Below are 22,672 nucleotides of genomic sequence, written 5' to 3' on the forward strand. Positions count from 1 at the left end.
CGTGACCCGATTAAAAAAATCCTAGTTGAGAGATTCCTCGGGTAACTGCCCATGCTCAATAAAATCGCTGGCACGCCCCACCACAACTCGGTCAGTTTCGCCGAGTTGCGTATAACTCTCCTCCATCTGTATGGCGACCTCGCGGTCCGCTCGCGCCATCGCCGCTCCGATTTGCCTGGGGGTTCGATCTGCACACTGGCCTCCTTATGCAACCTGGCGTTGGAATGGACGACAGGATGAAAGAGGCGGCGCATTGAATCCTGATGGAAAGCTGATGGGCCCCACGCTGGCATATGCCTTGCACCAGCTTTGTCATCAGCGCTCATGCCAACGACGGGATGAGTGGAAGGACAATGGCGTCGTCACCTGACCTTGCTCATGCAAGAACACTGGGGCGGCGTTTTTTTTTGAAGGTGCAGAATCGATGAATGAACCATCAGCCGGCCCACTGGCCTGGGTCAATGGCAGCGACGCCCCGGAAAAGTCCGCGATCAATGTAGGCTTCATGGCCCTGAGCGACTGCGCCTCCGTGGTGGTCGCCGCCACCCAGGGTTTCGCCCAGCCCTATGGCCTGACGCTAAACCTCAAGCGCCAATCGTCCTGGGCCAACCTGCGGGACAAACTGGTCAGTGGCGAGCTCGATGCCGCCCATAGCCTGTACGGGTTGATCTACGCCGTGCACTTGGGTATCGGCGGCGTGGCTCCTACGGACATGGCCGTGCTCATGGGCCTGAACCAGAACGGTCAGAGCATCAACCTCTCCCACGGCTTGCAAGCCCTGGGCGTGACCAGTCCTGAAGCGCTGGCTCGTCACGTGCACCAAAGTCGCCCAAAACTGACCTTCGCCCAGACATTTCCGACCGGCACTCACGCCATGTGGCTGTATTACTGGCTGGCGAGCCAAGGGATTCATCCCTTGCAGGACGTCGACAGCGTGGTGGTGCCGCCGCCGCAAATGGTCGCGCACCTGCAAGCGGGGCGCATCGACGGTTTCTGCGTCGGTGAACCCTGGTCTGCCAGCGCGGTGAAACAGAACCTCGGCTTCACCCTCGCGACCACCCAGACTGTCTGGCCCGATCACCCGGAAAAAGTCCTCGGCTGCACCCGCGCCTTCGTCGAGCAATACCCCAACACCGCCCGGGCGTTGGTGATGGCGATTCTGCAAGCCAGCCGTTTTATCGAAGAAAGCCCCGACAATCGCCGCAGCACCGCGCAGTTGTTGAGCGCACCGGAGTACCTCGATGCGCCGCTTGATTGCATCGAACCGCGGTTACTGGGCGACTATGCCGACGGTCTTGGAAATCGCTGGCAAGACCCGCACGCGCTGCGTTTTCATGGCGAAGGCGAGGTGAATTTGCCCTACTTGTCCGACGGCATGTGGTTCATGACCCAGTTTCGCCGTTGGGGGTTAGTGCGTGAAGACCCGGATTACCTCGGCGTGGCCCGCCAGGTCCAGCAACTCGACCTCTACCGCGACGCCGCTGCCGCCGTGGGTGTCGCGGCCCGGGGCCAGGAAATGCGCAGCAGCCAGTTGATCGACGGTAAGGTCTGGGACGGCTCGGACCCCGCCGGGTATGCGCGCAGTTTCAAGCTGCACGCCCTGAGCGACAGCTCGCTCCGATTTTCCAGCCGCTGACAGGTGCCTTCGACTATGTTGCGTATCCTGCTGATCAACGACACAGCGAAAAAAGTCGGGCGCCTGAAAGCGGCGTTGACCGAAGCCGGGTTCGAGGTGATCGACGAATCCGGCCTGACCATCGACCTGCCCGCACGCGTCGAATCGGTGCATCCGGATGTGATTCTGATCGATACCGAGTCACCGAGCCGCGATGTCATGGAGCAGGTGGTCCTGGTGACTCGCGATCAGCCACGGCCGATCGTGATGTTTACCGACGAGCATGACCCCGGCGTGATGCGCCAGGCGATCAAGTCCGGGGTCAGTGCCTACATTGTCGAAGGCATTCACGCACAACGCTTGCAGCCGATTCTCGACGTGGCCATGGCTCGCTTCGAAAGCGACCAGGCCCTGCGCGCGCAACTCCATGCCCGCGACCAGCAACTGGCCGAGCGCAAGCGCATCGAGCTGGCCAAAGGGTTGCTGATGAAAATGAAGCACTGCAACGAGGAAGAGGCCTACACCCTCATGCGCCGTCAGGCCATGAGCCGACAGCAGAAGCTGATTCAGGTGGCGGAGCAGATTATTGCCATGAGTGAATTGCTGGGTTGAACAGCAAAAGATCGCAGCCTTCGGCAGCTCCTACAGGGTGTACGCATTCCAATTGTAGGAGCTGCCGAAGGCTGCGATCTTTTCGGCCTCACCACAAAACCCGATCTGGCACAGATCTCGCTAAGTAATCGCTACAGGTAACCAACGGCGGTTGCCCCACCTACGACAAAGACGTCGCTCACCTCATTTGCCCATGGCGAATCGGGGGGCGGCGTTTTTTTGTTTTGGCCCCACAGCCCGGGGCCGGTGGTGCGGCCGTTGCGGCGCCCCACTTGCAAGCTCATGACTCCTTCCGAGACGACTAACAGCTGAGGTGCGCGATGAATTCAAGCTTCTGGAAATCCGGCCATACCCCGACATTGTTCGCGGCCTTCCTCTATTTCGACCTGAGCTTCATGGTCTGGTACCTGCTCGGCCCATTGGCGGTGCAGATCGCCGCCGACCTGCACCTGACCACCCAGCAGCGCGGAATGGTGGTGGCGACGCCGATTCTGGCCGGTGCCGTGCTGCGTTTTATCATGGGGATGCTGGCGGATCGTCTGTCGCCAAAAACCGCCGGATTGATTGGCCAGGTGATTGTTATCTGCGCCTTGTTCGGCGCCTGGAAACTCGGCATTCACAGTTACGAACAAGCGCTGCTGCTGGGCCTGTTCCTCGGCATGGCCGGCGCGTCGTTCGCCGTCGCGCTGCCCCTGGCCTCGCAATGGTATCCGCCCCAGCATCAAGGCAAAGCCATGGGCATTGCCGGTGCCGGTAACTCGGGCACCGTGCTCGCCGCCCTGATTGCCCCGGTGCTGGCCGCCGCCTACGGCTGGAGCAACGTGTTCGGTTTCGCGCTTATCCCGCTGATCCTGAGCCTGATCGTCTTCGCCTGGCTGGCCAAAAACGCGCCGGAACGGCCGAAAGCCAAGTCCGTCTCCGACTACTTCAAAGCCTTGGGCGACCGCGACAGCTGGTGGTTCATGTTTTTCTACAGCGTGACGTTTGGCGGTTTCATCGGCCTGGCCAGCGCCCTGCCCGGCTACTTCAACGACCAATATGGCCTGAGCCCGGTGACCGCCGGTTACTACACCGCGGCCTGTGTATTCGGTGGCAGCCTGATGCGTCCGTTGGGCGGCGCCCTGGCCGACCGCTTCGGCGGAATCCGCACATTGCTGGGGATGTACACCGTGGCGGCGATCTGCATCACCGCCGTGGGCTTCAATTTGCCAAATTCCTACGCGGCACTGGCACTTTTCGTCTGCACCATGCTCGGTTTGGGTGCCGGCAACGGTGCTGTTTTCCAATTGGTACCGCAGCGTTTTCGTCGGGAGATCGGCGTAATGACCGGCCTGATCGGCATGGCCGGCGGCATCGGCGGTTTCGCCTTGGCGGCAGGCATGGGCGCGATCAAGCAAAGCACCGGCAGCTATCAGCTGGCCTTGTGGTTGTTCGCCAGCCTCGGCGTCCTCGCCTGGTTCGGACTGCACGGGGTGAAACGCCGCTGGAGAACCACTTGGGGTTCGGCGGCCGTGACCGCTGCACGGGTCTGACACCTCAATGAGCCTGCAACTGAGTTTCGCCGAAGCCAGCGCCACCGGTCCCCGCGAGGAGAATCAGGACGCTCTGCGCCTGGTCACCCCGGCCCCGGCGCTGGCGGCGAGCAAGGGTTACCTGTTCGCCATCGCCGACGGCGTCAGTCAATGCGCCGACGGTGGGCTCGCCGCCCGCTCGACCTTGCAAGCCCTGGCACTGGACTACTACGCCACGCCGGAAACCTGGGGCGTTGCTCAAGCACTGGATCGCCTGTTGCTGGCGCAGAATCGCTGGCTGCAGGCCAATGGCGGTGGGCAACCGCTGTTGACCACCGTCAGCGCGTTGGTCCTGCGTGGCAGGCGTTTTACCCTGGCCCATGTCGGCGATTGCCGGGTCTATCGCTGGTACGCCGGTCAGTTGCTGCGGGTCAGCGAGGATCACGTCTGGGATCAGCCGGGCATGCAGCATGTGCTCAAGCGTGCATTGGGGCTGGATCAGCATCTGGTGCTGGATTTTCTGGATGGCGAATTGCGCCTCGATGAGAGCTTCGTGCTGCTCAGCGATGGCATTTGGGCGGTGTTGGGCGATACCGCCATTGCGGCGATTCTGCGCGATCAACCGGATCTGCACAGCGCTGCGCAGACCTTGGTGTGTGCGGCGCATCTGGCGGGTAGCCAGGACAATGCCAGCGCGTTGCTGGTGCGGGTTGATGCCCTCGGTGAAACGAGCATTGGTGATGCCCTGATTCATTTACAGCAATGGCCGTTACCGCCGGCACTGAGACCGGGTCAGATGTTCGAGGGTTGGCAGGTCGAAGGGATACTTGGCCAGAGCCAGCAGTCGTTGCTCTATCGGGTGCGCGATGGGCAACAACAACCCTGGCTGCTGAAAACCTTGCCCGGTGCGTTGCGCGACGATCATCTGGCCGGGCAGGCGTTATTGTCCGAGGAATGGTTTCTCAAACGCGTGGCCGGGCGGCATTTCCCTGAAGTCCATGCCGCCACTCAGCGTCAGCATTTGTACTACGTGATGCGCGAATATTCCGGCTCTACCCTGGCGCACCTGCATGAACAGGCAGGACCGCTGCCGCTGGCCCTATGGCAGGATTGCGCCGAACGCCTGCTGCGGTCGGTCGGCATGCTGCATAGACGACAGATTCTGCATCGTGACATCAAACCGGAGAACCTGCTGCTGGGGGACGACGGCGAATTACGCCTGCTGGATTTCGGGCTCGCCTACTGCCCCGGCCTGTCCGAAGATCAGCCCTCAGCCCTGCCCGGCACGCCCAGCTATATCGCCCCGGAAGCCTTTCGCGGCGAAGCGCCGACACCGCAACAGGATCTGTATGCGGTCGGTGTGACCTTGTATTTCCTGCTCACCGGGCATTATCCCTACGGCGAAATTGAAGCGTTCCAGCGGCCCCGGTTTGGTGTGCCGATCAGCGCCAGTCGCTATCGACCGGACCTGCCGGAATGGCTCGCACAAAGCCTGGAGCGCGCGGTTGCGGTGGATCCGGGTCAGCGCTTTGAAACGGCGGAAGAATGGTTGCTGCTGCTGGAACAAGGCGAGCGGCGTAGTTTGAGCATGCGCCCCAAACCGTTACTGGAGCGCGAGCCGTTAAAGGTCTGGCGGACTGTGGCGCTGGTGTCGTTGGTGGTGAACCTGATGTTGTTGTTTTTGCATCGTTAAAAGATCGCAGCCTGCGGCAGCTCCTACATGGAATGCGTTCTCCTGTAGGAGCTGCCGCAGGCTGCGATCTTTTGATCTTTGCGCTTCAAAACCGCGCGTCATGCCTTAAACCGGTGCATCAAATTCCCTTCGCCCCTTATGAATCGTCCATAAAAACGGCATTTGGCGCACTTGGCACAACCACTGCATTACCTCTCTCACCACACATAAAGCCCAACCTTCAACGATGAAGGCTGCGCTTCCCGACAGAACGGGACAAGGACAAAGGCGTCCTCGCTAGGCAACTAGCGGGACGCCTTTTTTTGTTTGCGCAAAATATGTCGAGCACGACCTGAAAGCCCTGATGAGGCGGGTCCAAGCTCCCCGGAGAATCTGATGAAAAAACTAAAACTGGTGATGATCGGCAACGGCATGGCCGGGGTTCGCACCCTGGAAGAACTGCTGAAACTGAGCGGCGAGCTGTACGACATCACGGTCTTCGGCGCCGAACCCCACACCAACTACAACCGCATCCTGCTATCACCCGTACTGGCCGGCGAACAGACCTTCGAAGAAATCGTACTCAACGATCTGGACTGGTACCTGGACAACAACATCAAGCTGCTGCTGAACCGCAAAGTGGTGGAGATCGACCGAGTCAAGCGCCGGGTCATCGCCGAAGACGGCACCGAGGCCGAATACGATCGCCTGCTGATCGCCACGGGCTCGACCCCGTTCATCCTGCCGATCCCCGGCAATACCTTGCAGGGCGTGATCGGCTACCGCGACATCGCCGACACCCAGGCGATGATCAACACCGCGAAAACCCACAAACACGCGGTCGTCATCGGCGGTGGTTTGCTGGGCCTGGAAGCGGCGAACGGCCTGATGCTGCGCGGCATGCATGTCACCGTGGTGCACCTCGGCGAATGGCTGCTGGAGCGGCAACTGGACAAAACCAGTGGCCAGTTACTGCAAACCGCCCTCGAAACCCGTGGCTTGCATTTTCGCCTGAGCGAACAAACCCAGGCGCTGCATGATGCCGGCAATGGCCGGGTTGGCTCGGTGCAATTCAAAAACGGCGACATCATCCCCGCCGACCTGGTGGTGATGGCCGCCGGTATTCGCCCGAACACCGAACTCGCGGAAAAATCCGGCATCCCGTGCAACCGCGGGATTCTGGTCAATGACACGATGCAAACCTACGACCCGCGCATCTATGCCATCGGCGAATGCGCCAGCCACCGTGGCATCGCTTACGGTCTGGTGGCGCCACTGTTCGAACAGGCCAAGGTCTGCGCCAATCACCTCGCCCAGTTGGGTTTCGCCAGCTACAAAGGTTCGATTACGTCGACCAAATTGAAAGTGACCGGCATCGACCTGTTCTCTGCCGGTGACTTTATGGGCGGCGAAGGGACCGAGACCATCACCCTGTCCGACCCTATCGGTGGGGTCTACAAAAAGCTGGTGATCAAGGATGACGTGCTGGTCGGGGCCTGTCTGTACGGCGATACGGCAGACGGTGGCTGGTATTTCCGGCAGATTCGCGAGAATCACGCCATCGGCGAGATCCGCGATCACCTGATGTTCGGCGGCTCTTCATCCATGGAGCTGGCCATAGGCGATGTAGGACACCAGGGCCAGGACAAAGCCATGAGCATGGCCGACACCGCCGAAGTCTGCGGCTGCAACGGCGTATGCAAAGGCACCATCGTCAAAGCCATTCAGGAGCACGGTCTGTTTAGCGTCGACGACGTCAAGAAACACACCAAGGCGGCCAGCTCCTGCGGCTCCTGTGCGGGGTTGGTGGAACAGATCCTGATCAACACCGTGGGCGGCGCAGCGGACGTCAAACCAAAAAGCGAAAAAGCCATCTGCGGCTGTAGCGACCTCAACCACGGGCAAATCCGCCAGGCCATCCGCGATCAGCATTTGCTGACCATCGTCGGCACCCAGAGCTACTTGAACTGGCGCACCCCGAACGGCTGCGCCACTTGCCGCCCAGCACTCAACTACTACCTGATTTCGACCTGGCCGGGCGAGGCTAAAGACGATCCGCAATCACGCCTGATCAACGAACGCGCCCACGCCAACATCCAGAAAGACGGCACTTACTCTGTAGTACCACGGATGTGGGGCGGCGTGACCAATCCTTCGGAACTGCGGCGCATTGCCGACGTGGCCGACAAGTACAACGTGCCGATGGTCAAGGTCACCGGCGGCCAACGCATCGATTTGCTGGGGATCAAGAAGCAGGATTTGCCGGGGGTCTGGAAAGACCTCGACATGCCGTCCGGTCACGCCTACGGCAAATCCATCCGCACCGTGAAAACCTGCGTCGGCAGCGAGTTCTGTCGCTTTGGCACGCAGAATTCCACGCAACTGGGCATCGAACTGGAGCATGACCTGTTCAACATGTGGTCGCCGCACAAGGTGAAACTAGCGGTCTCCGGTTGCCCACGTAACTGTTCGGAAGCGGGCATCAAAGATGTGGGAATTATCGGCGTCGACTCTGGCTGGGAGATGTACATCGGTGGCAACGGCGGGATCAAAACCGAAGTCGCCGAATTCTTCGTCAAGCTGAAAACCGCCGAAGAAGTGCGCGAATACAACGGCGCATTCCTGCAGCTGTATCGCGAAGAAGCCTTCTACCTCGAGCGCACCGTGCACTACCTGCAACGGGTCGGCATGGAACACATCAAGAAAGCCGTGCTGGAAGACCCTGAACGACGCAAGGCGCTCAACGATCGCCTGCAATTCTCCCTGTCGTTCGAACAGGACCCGTGGAAAGAACGCCTGGAACAGCCGCTGCTGAAGAAAGAATTCGACGTTATTCCCGTGAAGAACCTGGAGGTGCTGGCATGAACTGGCTGGATATCTGCGCACTGGAAGAGATCAATGCCCTCGGCTCGCGGATCATTGCGGGTCCGAAAGGTGACATTGCGATTTTTCGCACAAGCGACGATGAGGTTTTCGCCCTCGACGACCGCTGCCCGCACAAAGGCGGCCCATTGTCCCAAGGCCTGATCTACGGCAAACGCGTGGCCTGCCCGCTGCACAACTGGCAGATCGACCTGGAAACCGGCGAAGCCCAGGCGCCGGACATTGGCTGCGCCCATCACCATCCGGCGCGGGTGGAAAACGGCCGGGTGCTGCTGTCCCTACGGGATGCAGGCTGATGGACCGCCAAATCACCGCCTCGACTTGCTGTTACTGCGGGGTCGGTTGCGGTGTGCTGATCGAACATGACGGCGAGCGTATCCTTGGCGTCAGCGGCGATCCGGCCCACCCGGCTAACTTCGGAAAGTTATGCAGCAAAGGCTCGACCCTGCACCTGACCGGCGACCTCACCGCCCGGGCGCTGTACCCCGAACTGCGCCTGGGTAAAGGCCTGGCCCGTGGCCGCACCGATTGGGACACTGCTCTCGATCACGCCGCCAACGTATTTGCCGAAACCATCGCCGAACACGGTCCGGACAGTGTGGCGTTCTACATCTCCGGGCAGTTGCTGACCGAGGATTACTACACCTTCAACAAACTGGCACGAGCGCTGGTGGGCACCCACAACATCGACAGCAATTCACGGCTGTGCATGTCTTCGGCGGTGGTGGGCTACAAGCGCAGCCTGGGGGCGGATGCGCCGCCGTGCAGCTACGAAGACCTGGAGTTGAGCGATTGCGTGATGATCGTCGGCAGCAACATGGCCTACGCCCACCCGGTGCTGTTTCGTCGCCTGGAAGAGGCCAAATCCCGCCGTCCGCACATGAAAGTCATCGTCATCGACCCACGTCGTACGGACACCTGCGATCTGGCTGACCTGCACCTGGCGATTTTGCCGGGCACCGACGTCGCCTTGTTCCATGGGATTTTGCACCTGCTGCTGTGGGAAGACTGGGTTGATCGCGACTTCATCAACGCCCACACCGAAGGCCTGGCCGAGCTGAAAAGCCTGGTGCGCGATTACACGCCGCCGATGGTTTCCCAGCTCTGCGGTATCAGTATTGAGCAACTGCAACACTGTGCGGAATGGGTCGGCACCTCGCCGAGCTTCCTGTCGTTGTGGTGCATGGGGCTGAACCAATCCACCGCCGGCAGCGCGAAAAACAGTGCGCTGATCAACCTGCACCTGGCCACTGGGCAAATTGGCCGTCCGGGTGCAGGACCTTTCTCGCTGACCGGTCAGCCGAATGCCATGGGCGGACGGGAAACCGGCAGTTTGTCGAACCTGTTGCCAGGTCATCGCGACGCCGCCAATGCCGAACATCGCGCCGAAGTGGCGTCTTACTGGGGCGTTGAGCAACTTCCCGCGACCGCAGGTCTCACCGCCATCGAACTGTTCGAGCAGGTGCGCAACGGCAAGATCAAGGCACTGTGGATCGCCTGCACCAACCCCGCGCAATCTCTGCCAGATCAGGGCGCTGTGCGCGCGGCACTGCAAGCCTGCCCGTTCGTGGTGTTACAGGAAGCCTTTCGTACCACCGAAACCGCAGCGTTCGCCGACCTGCTGCTGCCAGCCGCCAGCTGGGGCGAAAAGGACGGCACGGTGACTAACTCCGAACGGCGTATTTCCCACGTCCGTCGGGCAATCGTCGCACCCGGTGAAGCACGCCCCGACTGGGCTATCACGGTGGATTTCGCACAGCGCCTGGAAAGACATCTGCGTCCTGAGCGCATCAGTCTGTTCGCCTTTGAAACGCCGGCGCAGGTGTTCGATGAGTACAAGCTACTGACCCGCGGGCGTGATCTGGACTTGTCCGGCCTCAGTCATGACCTGATTGACCGCCTCGGCCCCCAGCAATGGCCGTTCCCCGAGGGCGCCAGCGAAGGGACGGCGCGGCTGTACCTGAATGGGGTTTTCCCGACGACCAGCGGTCGAGCGCAGTTCGTGGCCGACCCTTACCGCGCGGCCAAGGAACAACGTGATGCACGTTTTCCACTGACCCTGATCACTGGCCGCCTGCGTGATCAATGGCATGGCATGAGCCGCACCGGCACCGCCGCGCAGCTTTTCGGCCACGTCAGTGAAGCCGTGTTGAGCCTGCACCCGGATGAACTGCGCCGGCACCGGCTGCAATCGGGCGACCTCGTCAGCCTGAAAAGTCGTCGCGGTGCCGTGATTGTCGCGGTGGGCAGCGACGACAGTGTGCGCCCGGGCCAGGCATTTCTGCCCATGCACTGGGGTGACCGCTTCCTCAAGGGTGGCGTTAATGCGATCACCCAACCGGCATTCGACCCGTTGTCGAAACAACCGGAACTCAAGCACAGCGGTGTGCGCCTCGAGCCCGTGCACCTACCCTGGCACCTTTTCGCCCTGATCGAGGGCGATGTTCAACGGCATTTTGAGACGCTACGACCGCTTTGCGAGGCGTTTTCCTACGTAAGCCTCAGCCTGGCAGGCCGAGAACGCCCCGCGCTGCTCATACGCGCTGCCAGCGCCACAGCGCCGGATCCGAAACTGTTGCGCGAGATCGATCATTGCCTGGGACTCAACGAAGGCCCGGTATTGGCCTACGACGACCCACGGCGCTCTATCGGCAAACGGGTACGAATAGAAAACGGCCGGATCACTGCGATTCGCCTGGCCGGCGAAACCCTCGCCCAACACTGGTTGCAAAACCTGTGGATGGAAGGTCGCGCCGACGAACAACTGCGGCGCTGGCTGCTCGCACCGCTGAGCGCGCCACCGGGCAACATCGATACGCCGGTCGCCGGCAACAAAACCTTGTGTAACTGCAAGAACGTCAGCCAAACCGCGGTGTGCGCCGGTATCAGCCGTGGCCTGGACTTGCAGGGTTTGAAACAAGCATTGGGTTGCGGCACGCAATGCGGCTCCTGCGTCCCGGAAATCAAGCGATTACTGGCTGCCACTGCGCAGCCCGTCGCCGTCATCTCGTAAGGAAAAAAACCATGAGCGCAAAAGTCTGGCTGGTAGGTGCGGGGCCTGGGGATCCGGAATTACTGACGCTCAAGGCTGTACGGGCGTTGAGGGAAGCGGATGTGGTGCTGATCGATGATCTGGTGAATGACGCGGTGCTGGAGCATTGCACTCAGGCACGGATCATTCCCGTGGGCAAGCGCGGTGGCTGTCGCTCCACGCCTCAGGCATTCATTCATCGCCTGATGCTGCGTTATGCCCGCCACGGTCAATGCGTGGTGCGACTCAAGGGCGGCGACCCGTGCATTTTTGGCCGGGGCGGTGAAGAGGCGCAATGGTTGCGCGAGCGCGGGGTCGAGGTCGAACTGGTCAACGGCATCACCGCCGGACTGGCTGGTGCGACGCAATGTGATATTCCGCTGACCTTGCGGGGCGTGGCACGCGGCGTGACGCTGGTTACCGCCCACACTCAGGACGACAGCAGCCTGAACTGGCGAGCCCTGGCTCAAGGTGGCACGACGTTGGTGGTCTATATGGGAGTGGCAAAGCTGAGCGAGATTCGCGAGCAACTGCTGGCCGGTGGAATGGCGGCGGATACGCCCGTAGCGATGATTGAAAACGCTTCACTGCCACATCAGCGGGAATGTCGGAGCGATCTGACAGCCATGGAGGAAGATGCCTGCGCCTTCGAGTTGAAAAGCCCGGCGATCCTGGTGATTGGCGCTGTGGCAGCTTGTGATGAGATCAAAAGATCGTCCGAACGCGGCCCGAACCTGCGGCAGCTCCTTGTATCTCGACTATCGCTCCGTCAGGAGCGATAGTTCTCGACTGATCATCGAGGGAGGGATCTGGAAGCCGTGCAGCTCCTTAGGCTTTTTGCCTGTGACGTAGATTGTGCTCCAGCCCTCCACACTCACTCATACAGTTCGAACGGTATCTTGGGCCCGTCTCTGGCGAGAGCCCGCATTCACAAGGTTGGACGGAGTGCAGTGATGATCGCAAGGGATCTAATGGAGAGACGGTCATGTCCAGTTTCGTTGGTGTCGATGTCGCTAAAAACACTTTTGATATTGCTACCCATCTGCCAAACGGCAAGCACAAAACCAAGGCCAAGCTGGCGAACGATGCCAAGGGTTTCAAAGAATTTGAAGCCTGGTTGCACAGGCAGGTCGAGCCCTCAGCGCTGATCGTGATGGAAGCTACCAGCGTCTATCACCTGGAGCTCGCCGAGTTCGTCTACAACAAGGGTTACCGGGTCTGCGTGGTCAATCCGGCCACGACCCATGCGTACGCCGGCAGCGAATTACGCCGGATCAAAACCGATAAAAGCGACGCCAAGCTGATCGCCGATTTCGCCCGGGAAAAAGCTGAAAAGCTTCAACTGTGGGCGCCGGAGCCGTTGAAGTACCGCCAGCTCAAAGCTATGGTGCGCCGCCTGGATGACCTTCAGGAAATGGAGCAAATGGAACGCAATCGTCTGGAGGTGTCCGATGAAAAGGTCAAAGACTCGATCAACTCCGTGCTGCGCCACATCGAAAAAGAGATCGCTGAAACGCACAAAGCAATCAAAAACCACATCGATGACGACCCTGATATGCGCGAGATGCGCGACTTGATCGTGACCATCGATGGTATCGGACAGAAAACCATTGAGCGGCTGCTCGCCGAGCTGGGTGACCTGCGCAAATATGACGATCCTCGCAAGCTGGTCGCTGCTGCTGGGTTGAACCCGAAATTGCAGGACTCGGGACTGCTCAAAGGCCGGACCGTGATCTCCAAGATCGGCTCAGCGCGAGTACGGGCAGGCCTTTACATGCCTGGCCTGGTGGCGCTGAAGCATAACGAGGCGATCATCGCCATGAAGGATCGCCTGAAGGCCAACGGCAAGGCCCCCAAGCAGATCATCTGTGCGGCGATGCGCAAGCTGCTGCACTTCGTTTACGGCGTGCTCAAGTCGGGTCAACCCTTTGACCCGAAACTTGCGCTTGCTCGGTGAGGTTCAAGACGGTATCTACAGGATTGGGTTCGCACGCGGTCCATGTAGGAGCTGCCGCAGTCTGCGATCTTTTCGAAGCCCACCAGAATTCACGGTGAAACCCAAATCGCAGACAAAGAAAAGCCCGGCCTAAGCCGGGCTTTTCTCAGAGCTGCGAGCTAATTACTTAGCTGGAGCTTCAACCTGCGCTTCTACGCGACGGTTAACAGCGCGACCAGCTTCAGTTTTGTTGTCAGCAACTGGGCGGGATTCGCCGTAGCCAACAGACTGAACGCGGGAAGGAGCTACACCGTACTGGTTGGTCAGAACTTGTTTAACGGCGCTAGCGCGACGCTCGGACAGTTTCTGGTTGTAAGCGTCAGGACCGACGGAGTCAGTGTGACCTTCAACAGTAGTGGTGGTGGATGGGTACTGCTTCATGAAGTCAGCGAGGTTTTTGATGTCGCCGTAGCTGTTAGGCTTGACTACCGACTTGTCGAAGTCGAATTTCACGTCCAGCTCAACACGAACAACTTCAGCAACTGCTGGGCAGCCATCAGCGTCAACAGTTACGTTGGCTGGGGTGTCCGGGCACTTGTCAACGTTGTCGCACACGCCATCGTTGTCGCTGTCGGAGCAGACTTCAGCGGGTGCTGCAACTGGAGCAGCAGCAGGCTTGTTGCCGCCACCGAAGTTCACACCCACACCGATGGAAGGAATGTAGTCCCACTTGCCGTTGTCCAGCTTGTAGTCAGCTTCTACGCCAGCACGGGCGAAGACGTTCTCGACGAAGTAGTACTTAACGCCAGCGCCTGCAGTCAGGAAAGTCGACTGGTCACGACCGGTGTGGCCATCAGCGGCTACGTTGGTCATGCTGCCGTGCTTAACACCACCTTGAACGTAAGGACGCAGAGCGTCGCCGGCGTTGTTGAAGTGGTACTGAGCGTTCAGACCGAACTGGTCGCCTTCGATATTCTGAGGGCCCTTGCCGTTGTTCGCACGGGTGTAGTCATCTTTGTTGTAGGTCAAATTCAACGATACATCGTCGGTCAGGAAGTAACCGATGGCAGCGCCAGGAGTGTAACCATCTTCAACGTTCTTAACGCTGTCGTTGTACTTTTTCCCGTAGTTGAGCTCGCCTTCAACTGCGCCTTGGCCTTGTGCCAGAGCGCCGAAAGAAGTAGCGGCAATAAGAGTACCAATGGCCAAGCCCAAGGTGTTTTTCAGTTTCATCCGTTAAATCCCCATCTGGTGATTGTGAAGCAGTCCCGCAAACCGGGGGACAACTCGGCGGCAAGTCTATCAGAACTTGCCTACACGTAAGAGATATTTGCGCCGAACTAAGTTTCAGCAATGCCTGCAAATTTCTCACGCAATTTGTCTAGAGCGCGTTTGTACCGCATTTTTGTTGCACTCAAACCCATGTGCATGATGTCTGCGATCTCCTGAAATTCCAGCTCTGCGACAAATCGTAGCACCAGAATTTCGCGGTCAATCGGGTTCACATACACCAGCCAGCGATCAAGTCCACCCTTTTCCTCAGGTTTCGGCGCCTTTTCTTCGGACGCTTCCTCGAGGGGGTCAAGACTCAAAGCGTCCATCAAGCGACGCTTTCGCCGTTCCTTCCGATACTGTGTGATGCATTCGTTGTAGGTGATGCTGTATAGCCACGTTTTGAACTTCGATTTGCCCTCGAAGTTCTTCAGACCGTACAACACCTTCAACATCACTTCCTGACAGACATCGTCTGCGTCGCGATCGTTCCCAAGATATCGTGCACAGACGTTAAATAATGTTCGTTGGTAACGCCGCATCAGTTCTTCATAGGCGCGCGTCACGTGAAACAGCTCGGAATGCGAGCGCGCGACCAACTCCTCATCAGAGAGCTCGCGGGGGTCGTAGCGCGTGGAGAGCGATTGAGCTTTATTCAAAACAAGTCGGGCCGACAGTCAGGTCAATGTCCGCCGCAGCCCATTCAGGGCATTTTGCGGCGGCATACATTAGCAGGGTTTGCCGGGTTAGCGGCTACTCACATGCTGCTCCAGGAGGATCCGATTGGAGAGAGAGACTAGCTCACCCTCGTCGGTCAGCAATGTGGTTTTAACCGTGCCGATCTCTTCGATCTGACCTTCGACCTCGCCAACACGTACTTGTTGCCCAACCTGGTACAACTCACGCACATAGATTCCCGCAAGAATCTGACCGGCAATTTCCCGGCTTCCCAATCCCATGGCCAAGGCTACAGCCAGACCAACGGTAATCAAAACGATCACAATCACATGGTTGAGCAGGTCAGTCTTGACCTCCAACTGGCTGATCGCAACCGAAATACTGATGATGATCACCAGGCCCTGGGCGATTCGCCCCAGGCCAGCAGCGTAATCGAGCCCTACTCCCTCGGCTGCGCCGCGCACCAGCCCATTGGCCAGTTGTGCGAGCAATACACCCACCAGCAGCACCAGCGCGGCGCCGAATACCTTCGGCAAATAGAGCGCAAGCATGTCAAGCGTAGCTGAGACTCGCTCAAGTCCAAGAGATTCCGCAGCAGAAACCAAAAATATTAGCAGAACGAACCAATAGACGATTTTGCCGATCAGTGTCGAGATCGGTACTTGAAGGCCGGCGCGGGACAGCAACTTGGTCAGACCGGTGCCGCCCATCAGGCGATCAAGGCCCAGTTTGGCGAGTAATTTGGACAGCAATGTGTCCAGCAGCTTGGCTACGACGAACCCTAGCAGCAGCACAACCAGTGCGCCAAACAGGTTCGGAATGAAGTTTGCAACCTTGGTCCATAACGCAGTCATTGCAGTGACGAGGCTCTGTGTCCAGAGATCAAGTTCCATATTCAATCAGCCTTATCAGCAGTGCGAACAGTAGGTTTACGGTGACGGGAAACCGGCGAGACATGCGCCGATCCGCTATTCACGGCGATCATCAGCGCGGGCAACCAGCGGCCCAGCAGGCTGAACAAATCACCGGCGCCGACCTGGCGGTTGGCGGTTTTCAGCACACGACCAAGGCACGCATCGTCGTCCCGGGTGGACGGTGATGCCCTGAGCATGTCACGCAAAGACTGTTCAAACGGATCGTGCATACGCACCTCTCGTGATGTCTGTGAAAGACGCAGTCAAATTTGACCGGGTCACATGGCTCACTCTCAGACCCAGCGCAAACGTCGGAATAACCACCACTGCCCCAGTGCCACCGAGACCATGATCAGGCAGGCAATCAGGAAGCCATAAGGGCTCGCAGAAAACGGAATACCGCCGACGTTAATGCCCAGCAAACCGGTCAGGAAACTCATCGGCAAAAAGATTCCGGTGATGATTCCGAAGCGGTACATCGTGCGGTTCATCCGCACGCTCAATCGCCGGTCTTCGGCCTCAAGGACCAACCCCACCCGCTCCCGGGTCAATTCCAGCTCCTCAAGATATCGAGTCAGGCTGTTGTTCAATTCGTTCCAGTAATCGCCGTCGTCCTCAACGAACCAGGGCAATTTTATCCGCGTCAGCTGACCGAAAATATCCCGTTGCGGCGCGAGAAACCGCTTCAGTGCAGCAGCCCTGCGCCGGATTTGCAAAATGGCCCCATGCTCGGGTGTATACCGTTCGTCGGCATCCAGCTTTTCTTCTTCCTCATCGACCACTTCCGAGAGGCAGCTGATCAGATCCTGCACCTTGTTGGTGAGGTACTGCGCCATATAAAGAATGAGCTCGGAGGCGGTTTTCGGGCCTTTGCCTTCGCCGAGCTGCACCAGCAACTCATCGGTGGCGCGCAACGGACGCAAACGCAGGGAAATAACCCGCTGCGCCGAGGCGAAGATCCGCACCGACACCATGTCTTCCGGTTCTGCGCCCGGGTTCAGGTTAACCCCACGCAAAAATAGCAGCAGTTCGCTGTCCGAAAGCTGTAGAAGACGCGGTCGGGTGTTTTCTTCGAGAAGCAGGTCACAACTGAATTCACTCAGACCGCTGGATTTGCGCAGCCAGGTCTGGGTTTGCGGGTGACTGCGATCCCAGTGCAGCCACAGGCTTTCATGCGCCTGCAGCTGCAAGTCATCGAGTTCAGTCCGGGCTATCGAACGCGCGCCGCCTCTACCGTCCAGCACCAGGGCATGCACCAGCCCCCACTGCGCGTTTTCTTCCTCGAACATCCTCACCCCGTTTTTGCCACAAAAATTCGCATCGACGCTTTATTCAGGCATCTTCAGCGGGCTTGGCGAGATGATCACGCCGTTGTTATCCGCATAAATGTAATGGCCCGGATGGAAGGTCACGCCTGCAAATGTCACCGCAACGTTCAGATCACCGATACCGCGCTTGTCGGTTTTCATCGGATGGCTGGCCAGGGCCTGCACACCGAGATCGGTTTGCGCAATGACGTCGACGTCGCGGATGCAACCGTAGATCACCAGCCCTTCCCAACCGTTTTTAACGGCTTTCTCGGCCAGCATGTCGCCAAGCAGCGCCCGACGCAGGGACCCGCCACCGTCAACGACCAACACTTTGCCATTACCCTTGAGCTCGACCTGGTCCTTGACCAGCGAGTTGTCTTCGAAACACTTGATGGTCACAATTTCGCCGCCGAAGGAATCACGACCGCCAAAATTGCTGAACATCGGTTCCAGCACCTGCACCAGTTCCGGATAGGCATCGCACAGGTCAGGCGTGAGGTAATGGTTCATCGAGAAACTCCTGTAAAGAGGAAGACAATCGAGGATGTCGCAAAGTGACCGAAAAAGCTGAACGCGTCATATCTTATCCGCAAGCCGATCAGAGCGAAATGCCCTTGATAGAGCGTCAGGCTGAGATTGCTGTGACCAAATCCGGTTTATCACCGAGCAATGGCGTCTGCGGATCCGCCAGCCAGCGGGCCACCAGCGGCCAAACTTCGACCTGTGCGGCTTTGCTGACAAGCATTTCCACATGACCAAAATTGTCGCCAAAGCCCTGCTCGCGGCCCAGGTTGATGAATTGCTTGTGCTCGGCACCGATCTGATCGAACAGCTTGCGACAGGCCCAGGTCGGGTCCTGATGATCGCCCACTGCGCTGACGGCCAGTATCGGCAACTTGACCTCGGCCAGCCCGGCCCACCAATCCTTGTCGGCATCGCCAAAGCGTCCGAACAAGCCATACCAGCGCATGCTTTCCAGGGCCAGGCCAATGGGCTCGTCTTCCGGACCGCGCTTGAGCCGTGAACCGGAGAGCTGGGCAAAACGTTTGAGAATGAAGCGCCCGCTCCACTCCACCGGCGGAATTTTCAACGGCCAGTAGGTGCGGCTGACTTGCGTACCGAAGAACGCCGCAGACGCCACAACCGGCTCGCCGATGTACTCACCCCCCAACGCCGCCGCCAGGGTAATGCCGCCCAGCGAGTGACCGATCCAGTGCGGGACCTGGCCACTTTGCTCACGCACGAATGCACCAATGGCCGGCAGATCATAACGAGCGTAGTCGGCGACGCGGTTCTTGCGGTAGTTCTGGTTGCGCTGGGACAGGCCATGACCGCGCATTTCCGGGATCCACACATCAAATCCCAGGCGAGTCAGATAAGCCCCCAGGCCCAGGCCCTTGGGTGAAAACCAGAACCGGCGATTGGAAAAACTGCCGTGCAACAGGATCACCGGCACGCCACGCACGGCGGGCTCGTCAGCCATGCCCAGGCGGGTCACGGCCAGTTCCACCGTACCGTCAGGGCTGTTGCCGGGTTTCAAACGGTAAACGTCTTCGCTCAGATCGCCGCGCCGTTCGGCGCTGATCAGAGCGACAGGAAATAGGTTGCTGCTGCTTTGCATAATGCTCTTGCACAAAAAAGGGCGGCGTCCAGAGGAGCCCGCCCTACTTGATTGTCTGAAAGGGCCAATCAATGACCACGATGTTCATCACTGTGTAGGAGCGAGCTTGCTCGCGATGGACTTCCGAACACCGCGTTTATCCAGCAAACACGCGTCATCGTTAACGACCATCGCGAGCAAGCTCGCTCCTACAGTGACCGGCATTGCAGTCAATAGCCGGTCCGTTCACGCACCCATCAAGCCGACGCTTGACCTTCAGCCAGGAAGAACCAGGTTTCCAGTACGGAATCGGGGTTCAGCGAAACACTTTCAATGCCCTGCTCCATCAGCCACTTGGCCAGGTCCGGATGGTCCGAAGGACCCTGGCCGCAAATGCCGATGTACTTGCCAGCCTTGTTGCATGCGGCAATGGCGTTCGCCAGCAGCTTCTTGACCGCCGGATTACGCTCGTCGAACAAGTGAGCGATGATCCCGGAGTCACGGTCCAGGCCCAGCGTCAGCTGAGTCAGGTCGTTGGAGCCGATGGAGAAACCGTCGAAGAACTCGAGGAATTCTTCAGCCAGAATCGCGTTGGACGGCAATTCGCACATCATGATCACGCGCAGACCGTTCTCACCACGGGCCAGACCGTTTTCGGCCAGCAGGTCGACAACCTGGCTCGCTTCGCCCAGCGTACGGACGAACGGCACCATGATTTCCACGTTGGTCAGGCCCATCTCGTTGCGCACGCGCTTGAGAGCGCGGCACTCGAGTTCGAAGCAGTCACGGAACGCTTCGCTGATGTAACGCGAGGCGCCGCGGAAACCCAGCATCGGGTTTTCTTCTTCTGGCTCATACAGTTTGCCGCCGATCAGGTTCGCGTATTCGTTGGACTTGAAGTCCGACAGACGCACGATGACCTTTTTCGGCCAGAACGCTGCAGCAAGGGTGCTGATGCCTTCGACCAGTTTCTCGACGTAGAAGCCGACCGGATCGTTGTAACCGGCGATGCGCTTGTCGACGCTGTCCTTCATGTCCTGCGGCAGACCGTCGTAGTTCAACAGCGCTTTCGGGTGCACACCGATCATGCGGTTGATGATGAACTCCAGACGGGCCAGGCCCACACCGGCGTTCGGCAGTTGTGCGAAGTCGAAGGCACGGTCCGGGTTGCCGACGTTCATCATGATCTTGAACGGCAGGTCCGGCATGGCATCGACGGAGTTTTTCTTGATATCGAAGCCCAGTTCGCCTTCGAAGATGTAACCGGTGTCGCCTTCAGCGCAGGAAACAGTCACGCCCTGGCCGTCTTTCAACAATTGGGTGGCGTTGCCGCAACCGACCACAGCCGGGATGCCCAGCTCGCGAGCGATGATCGCTGCGTGGCAAGTACGACCGCCCCGGTTGGTGACGATGGCGCTGGCGCGCTTCATGACCGGTTCCCAGTCCGGGTCGGTCATGTCGGACACCAGAACGTCGCCTGGCTGGACTTTGTCCATTTCGGACACGTCCTTGATGATGCGCACTTTGCCGGCGCCGATGCGCTGGCCGATGGCGCGACCTTCTACCAGCACGGTGCCGGTTTCTTTCAACAGGTAACGTTCCATGACGTTGGCCGAGGTGCGGCTCTTCACGGTTTCAGGACGCGCCTGAACGATGTAGAGCTTGCCGTCGTCGCCGTCTTTGGCCCATTCGATGTCCATCGGGCACTTGTAGTGCTTCTCGATGATCATTGCTTGCTTGGCCAGTTCGCTGACTTCGGCGTCGCTCAGGCAGAAGCGTGCGCGATCAGCCTTGTCGACATCAATGGTCTTGACCGACTTGCCGGCCGTGGCGACTTCGCCGTAGATCATCTTGATGGCTTTGCTGCCCAGATTGCGGCGCAAGATGGCCGGACGGCCGGCGGCCAGCGTGCCTTTGTGGACGTAGAACTCATCCGGGTTCACCGCGCCTTGTACGACGGTTTCACCCAGGCCGTAGGCGCCGGTGATGAACACCACGTCACGGAAGCCCGATTCGGTATCGAGGGTGAACATCACGCCGGCGGTGCCGGTTTCGGAGCGGACCATGCGCTGCACGCCGGCCGACAGGGCAACCAGCTTGTGGTCGAAGCCCTGGTGCACGCGGTAGGAAATCGCGCGGTCGTTGAACAGCGAAGCGAACACCTCTTTGGCGGCGCGAATGACGTTTTCGACACCACGGATGTTCAGGAAGGTTTCCTGCTGACCGGCGAAGGAAGCGTCCGGCAAGTCTTCGGCTGTCGCGGAAGAGCGCACGGCGACGGCCATGTCAGGGTTGCCGGCCGACAGTGTGGCGAAGGCGGTGCGGATCTCGGCGTTGAGCTTCTCGGGGAACTCGGCTTCCATGATCCATTGACGGATCTGGGCACCGGTCTTGGCAAGGGCGTTGACGTCGTCGACGTCCAGGGCATCCAGGGCGGCGTGGATCTGATCGTTCAGGCCGCTCAGTTCCAGAAAATCACGATAAGCCTGAGCTGTCGTGGCAAAGCCACCGGGCACCGATACACCGGCACCTGCAAGGTTACTGATCATCTCGCCCAGGGATGCGTTCTTGCCCCCCACATGCTCTACATCATGGACGCCGAGCTTATCGAGGGAAACTACGTACTCTACCAAGGTGATCTCTCCACTAACTGTGTTGGAAAAGCTCAGAAGCCGGCTGCTCAAGAGAGCGTTTGCCAGCTGTATGGCCTGGACCTGGAAAATAAGTGAGAATGCGGGCCATTGGCGGCCGGCAAATCGCGCCTATCATATCCAAGATTCGTCACTAGCTTAAGGCCCAAGGTGCAAATGAAACGATCTGCTTTCTTTATCTCCGATGGCACGGGCATTACAGCCGAAACCCTGGGTCAAAGCCTCCTGGCGCAGTTCGAAAACATTACCTTCAGCAAATTCACGCGACCGTACATCGACAACGTGGATAAAGCGCGGGCCATGGTACAACAAATCAACAAAGCCGCCGAAACCGACGGCTTTCGGCCGATTATTTTTGACACCATCGTCAACCAGGACATTCGTGAGATCCTCGCGACCTCCAATGGTTTCATGATCGATATTTTCTCGACCTTCCTGGCCCCCCTGGAACAGGAACTGACCGAGCACTCTTCCTACACCGTCGGCAAGTCCCACTCCATTGGCAGTAACTCCAATTACATGGAGCGGATCGAGGCGGTGAACTTCGCCCTCGACAACGACGATGGTGCGCGCACGCACTATTACGACAAGGCCGACCTGATCCTGGTGGGCGTGTCCCGTTGTGGCAAAACCCCGACCTGCCTGTACATGGCCATGCAATTCGGCATTCGTGCGGCCAACTACCCGCTGACCGAAGACGACATGGAGCGCTTGCAACTGCCTGGCACCCTGCGCGCCCACCAGCACAAGCTGTTCGGCCTGACCATCGACCCGGATCGCCTCACCGCGATCCGCAACGAGCGCAAGCCTAACAGCCGCTATTCGAGCTACGCCCAGTGCGAGTTCGAAGTGCGCGAGGTGGAGAATCTGTTCCGCCGCGAGAACATCCCGCACATCAACTCCACACATTTTTCGGTGGAAGAGATTTCGGCGAAGATTCTGGTGGAGAAAGGGGTGGAGCGGCGGTTCAAGTAGGAGCTGCCGCAG

Annotated in this window: 18 protein-coding genes; 10 read left to right on the plus strand and 8 right to left on the minus strand. The window is 59.1% G+C overall.

What is annotated here, in order from left to right; genetic code table 11:
* Nucleotides 1-424: 424 nt before the first annotated feature.
* The 9 genes from JFU37_RS04550 (at nt 425) to JFU37_RS04590 (ending at nt 13,281) form a co-directional block, all read left to right on the plus strand.
* Nucleotides 425-1,636 (plus strand): CmpA/NrtA family ABC transporter substrate-binding protein, encoded by a 1,212-nt coding sequence (locus tag JFU37_RS04550; protein WP_201113394.1) that lies wholly within the window; start codon nt 425-427, stop codon nt 1,634-1,636.
* A gap of 15 nt (nt 1,637-1,651) precedes the next feature.
* Complete coding sequence (locus JFU37_RS04555; protein ID WP_201113396.1) at nt 1,652-2,227, plus strand: ANTAR domain-containing response regulator; 576 nt, start codon at nt 1,652-1,654, stop codon at nt 2,225-2,227.
* Between the two features lie 320 nt (nt 2,228-2,547).
* The gene (locus tag JFU37_RS04560; RefSeq protein WP_201113398.1) at nt 2,548-3,759 is read left to right on the plus strand and encodes a nitrate/nitrite transporter; all 1,212 of its coding nucleotides are present in this window, start codon (nt 2,548-2,550) and stop codon (nt 3,757-3,759) included.
* A gap of 7 nt (nt 3,760-3,766) precedes the next feature.
* A complete protein-coding gene (locus JFU37_RS04565; protein ID WP_201113400.1) occupies nt 3,767-5,431 on the plus strand; it encodes a bifunctional protein-serine/threonine kinase/phosphatase in 1,665 nt (554 codons plus the stop codon).
* A gap of 375 nt (nt 5,432-5,806) precedes the next feature.
* Nucleotides 5,807-8,275 (plus strand): nitrite reductase large subunit NirB, encoded by a 2,469-nt coding sequence (gene nirB / locus JFU37_RS04570; RefSeq protein WP_201113401.1) that lies wholly within the window; start codon nt 5,807-5,809, stop codon nt 8,273-8,275.
* Nucleotides 8,272-8,589 (plus strand): nitrite reductase small subunit NirD, encoded by a 318-nt coding sequence (gene nirD / locus JFU37_RS04575; RefSeq protein WP_201113404.1) that lies wholly within the window; start codon nt 8,272-8,274, stop codon nt 8,587-8,589. Before nirB ends, nirD begins: the two co-directional genes overlap by 4 nt.
* A complete protein-coding gene (locus tag JFU37_RS04580; protein ID WP_201113406.1) occupies nt 8,589-11,306 on the plus strand; it encodes a nitrate reductase in 2,718 nt (905 codons plus the stop codon). Before nirD ends, JFU37_RS04580 begins: the two co-directional genes overlap by 1 nt.
* Nucleotides 11,307-11,317: 11 nt before the next feature.
* The gene (cobA, locus tag JFU37_RS04585; protein WP_201113408.1) at nt 11,318-12,106 is read left to right on the plus strand and encodes a uroporphyrinogen-III C-methyltransferase; all 789 of its coding nucleotides are present in this window, start codon (nt 11,318-11,320) and stop codon (nt 12,104-12,106) included.
* 203 nt (nt 12,107-12,309) lie between these two features.
* A complete protein-coding gene (locus tag JFU37_RS04590) occupies nt 12,310-13,281 on the plus strand; it encodes an IS110 family transposase (protein ID WP_201113410.1) in 972 nt (323 codons plus the stop codon).
* 162 nt (nt 13,282-13,443) lie between these two features.
* On the opposite strand, the gene JFU37_RS04595 is transcribed toward JFU37_RS04590, so the two are convergent.
* The 8 genes from JFU37_RS04595 to ppsA form a co-directional block, all read right to left on the minus strand.
* Nucleotides 13,444-14,493, minus strand: coding sequence for an OmpA family protein (locus tag JFU37_RS04595; protein ID WP_201113412.1), 1,050 nt, complete (start codon nt 14,491-14,493; stop codon nt 13,444-13,446).
* 107 nt (nt 14,494-14,600) lie between these two features.
* Nucleotides 14,601-15,191 carry an RNA polymerase sigma factor SigX gene (gene sigX / locus JFU37_RS04600; RefSeq protein WP_026331741.1) on the minus strand — a complete coding sequence of 197 codons (591 nt, stop codon included), beginning with the start codon at nt 15,189-15,191 and terminating at the stop codon, nt 14,601-14,603.
* A gap of 87 nt (nt 15,192-15,278) precedes the next feature.
* Nucleotides 15,279-16,103: a mechanosensitive ion channel family protein gene (locus tag JFU37_RS04605; RefSeq protein ID WP_008027407.1), complete on the minus strand. Its 825-nt coding sequence runs from the start codon at nt 16,101-16,103 to the stop codon at nt 15,279-15,281.
* A 2-nt stretch (nt 16,104-16,105) separates the two neighbouring features.
* Nucleotides 16,106-16,354, minus strand: coding sequence for a CrfX protein (locus tag JFU37_RS04610; protein WP_201113414.1), 249 nt, complete (start codon nt 16,352-16,354; stop codon nt 16,106-16,108).
* Between the two features lie 63 nt (nt 16,355-16,417).
* Entirely contained in the window at nt 16,418-17,413 is a 996-nt protein-coding gene (locus JFU37_RS04615) for a zinc transporter ZntB (protein WP_201113416.1), read from the minus strand.
* 39 nt (nt 17,414-17,452) lie between these two features.
* The gene (rraA, locus tag JFU37_RS04620) at nt 17,453-17,944 is read right to left on the minus strand and encodes a ribonuclease E activity regulator RraA (RefSeq protein WP_201113418.1); all 492 of its coding nucleotides are present in this window, start codon (nt 17,942-17,944) and stop codon (nt 17,453-17,455) included.
* Between the two features lie 115 nt (nt 17,945-18,059).
* On the minus strand, nt 18,060-19,055 hold the full coding sequence (locus JFU37_RS04625; RefSeq protein ID WP_201113420.1) for an alpha/beta fold hydrolase: 996 nt from the start codon (nt 19,053-19,055) through the stop codon (nt 18,060-18,062).
* Between the two features lie 236 nt (nt 19,056-19,291).
* The gene (gene ppsA, locus JFU37_RS04630; RefSeq protein WP_201113422.1) at nt 19,292-21,667 is read right to left on the minus strand and encodes a phosphoenolpyruvate synthase; all 2,376 of its coding nucleotides are present in this window, start codon (nt 21,665-21,667) and stop codon (nt 19,292-19,294) included.
* A gap of 174 nt (nt 21,668-21,841) precedes the next feature.
* On the opposite strand from ppsA, the gene ppsR reads away from it, so the two are divergent.
* On the plus strand, nt 21,842-22,660 hold the full coding sequence (gene ppsR, locus JFU37_RS04635; RefSeq protein ID WP_046053150.1) for a posphoenolpyruvate synthetase regulatory kinase/phosphorylase PpsR: 819 nt from the start codon (nt 21,842-21,844) through the stop codon (nt 22,658-22,660).
* The last annotated feature ends 12 nt before the right edge of the window (nt 22,661-22,672 follow it).

Origin of the sequence: Pseudomonas sp. TH41 (assembly GCF_016650695.1) — a bacterium.
Lineage (GTDB): Bacteria > Pseudomonadota > Gammaproteobacteria > Pseudomonadales > Pseudomonadaceae > Aquipseudomonas.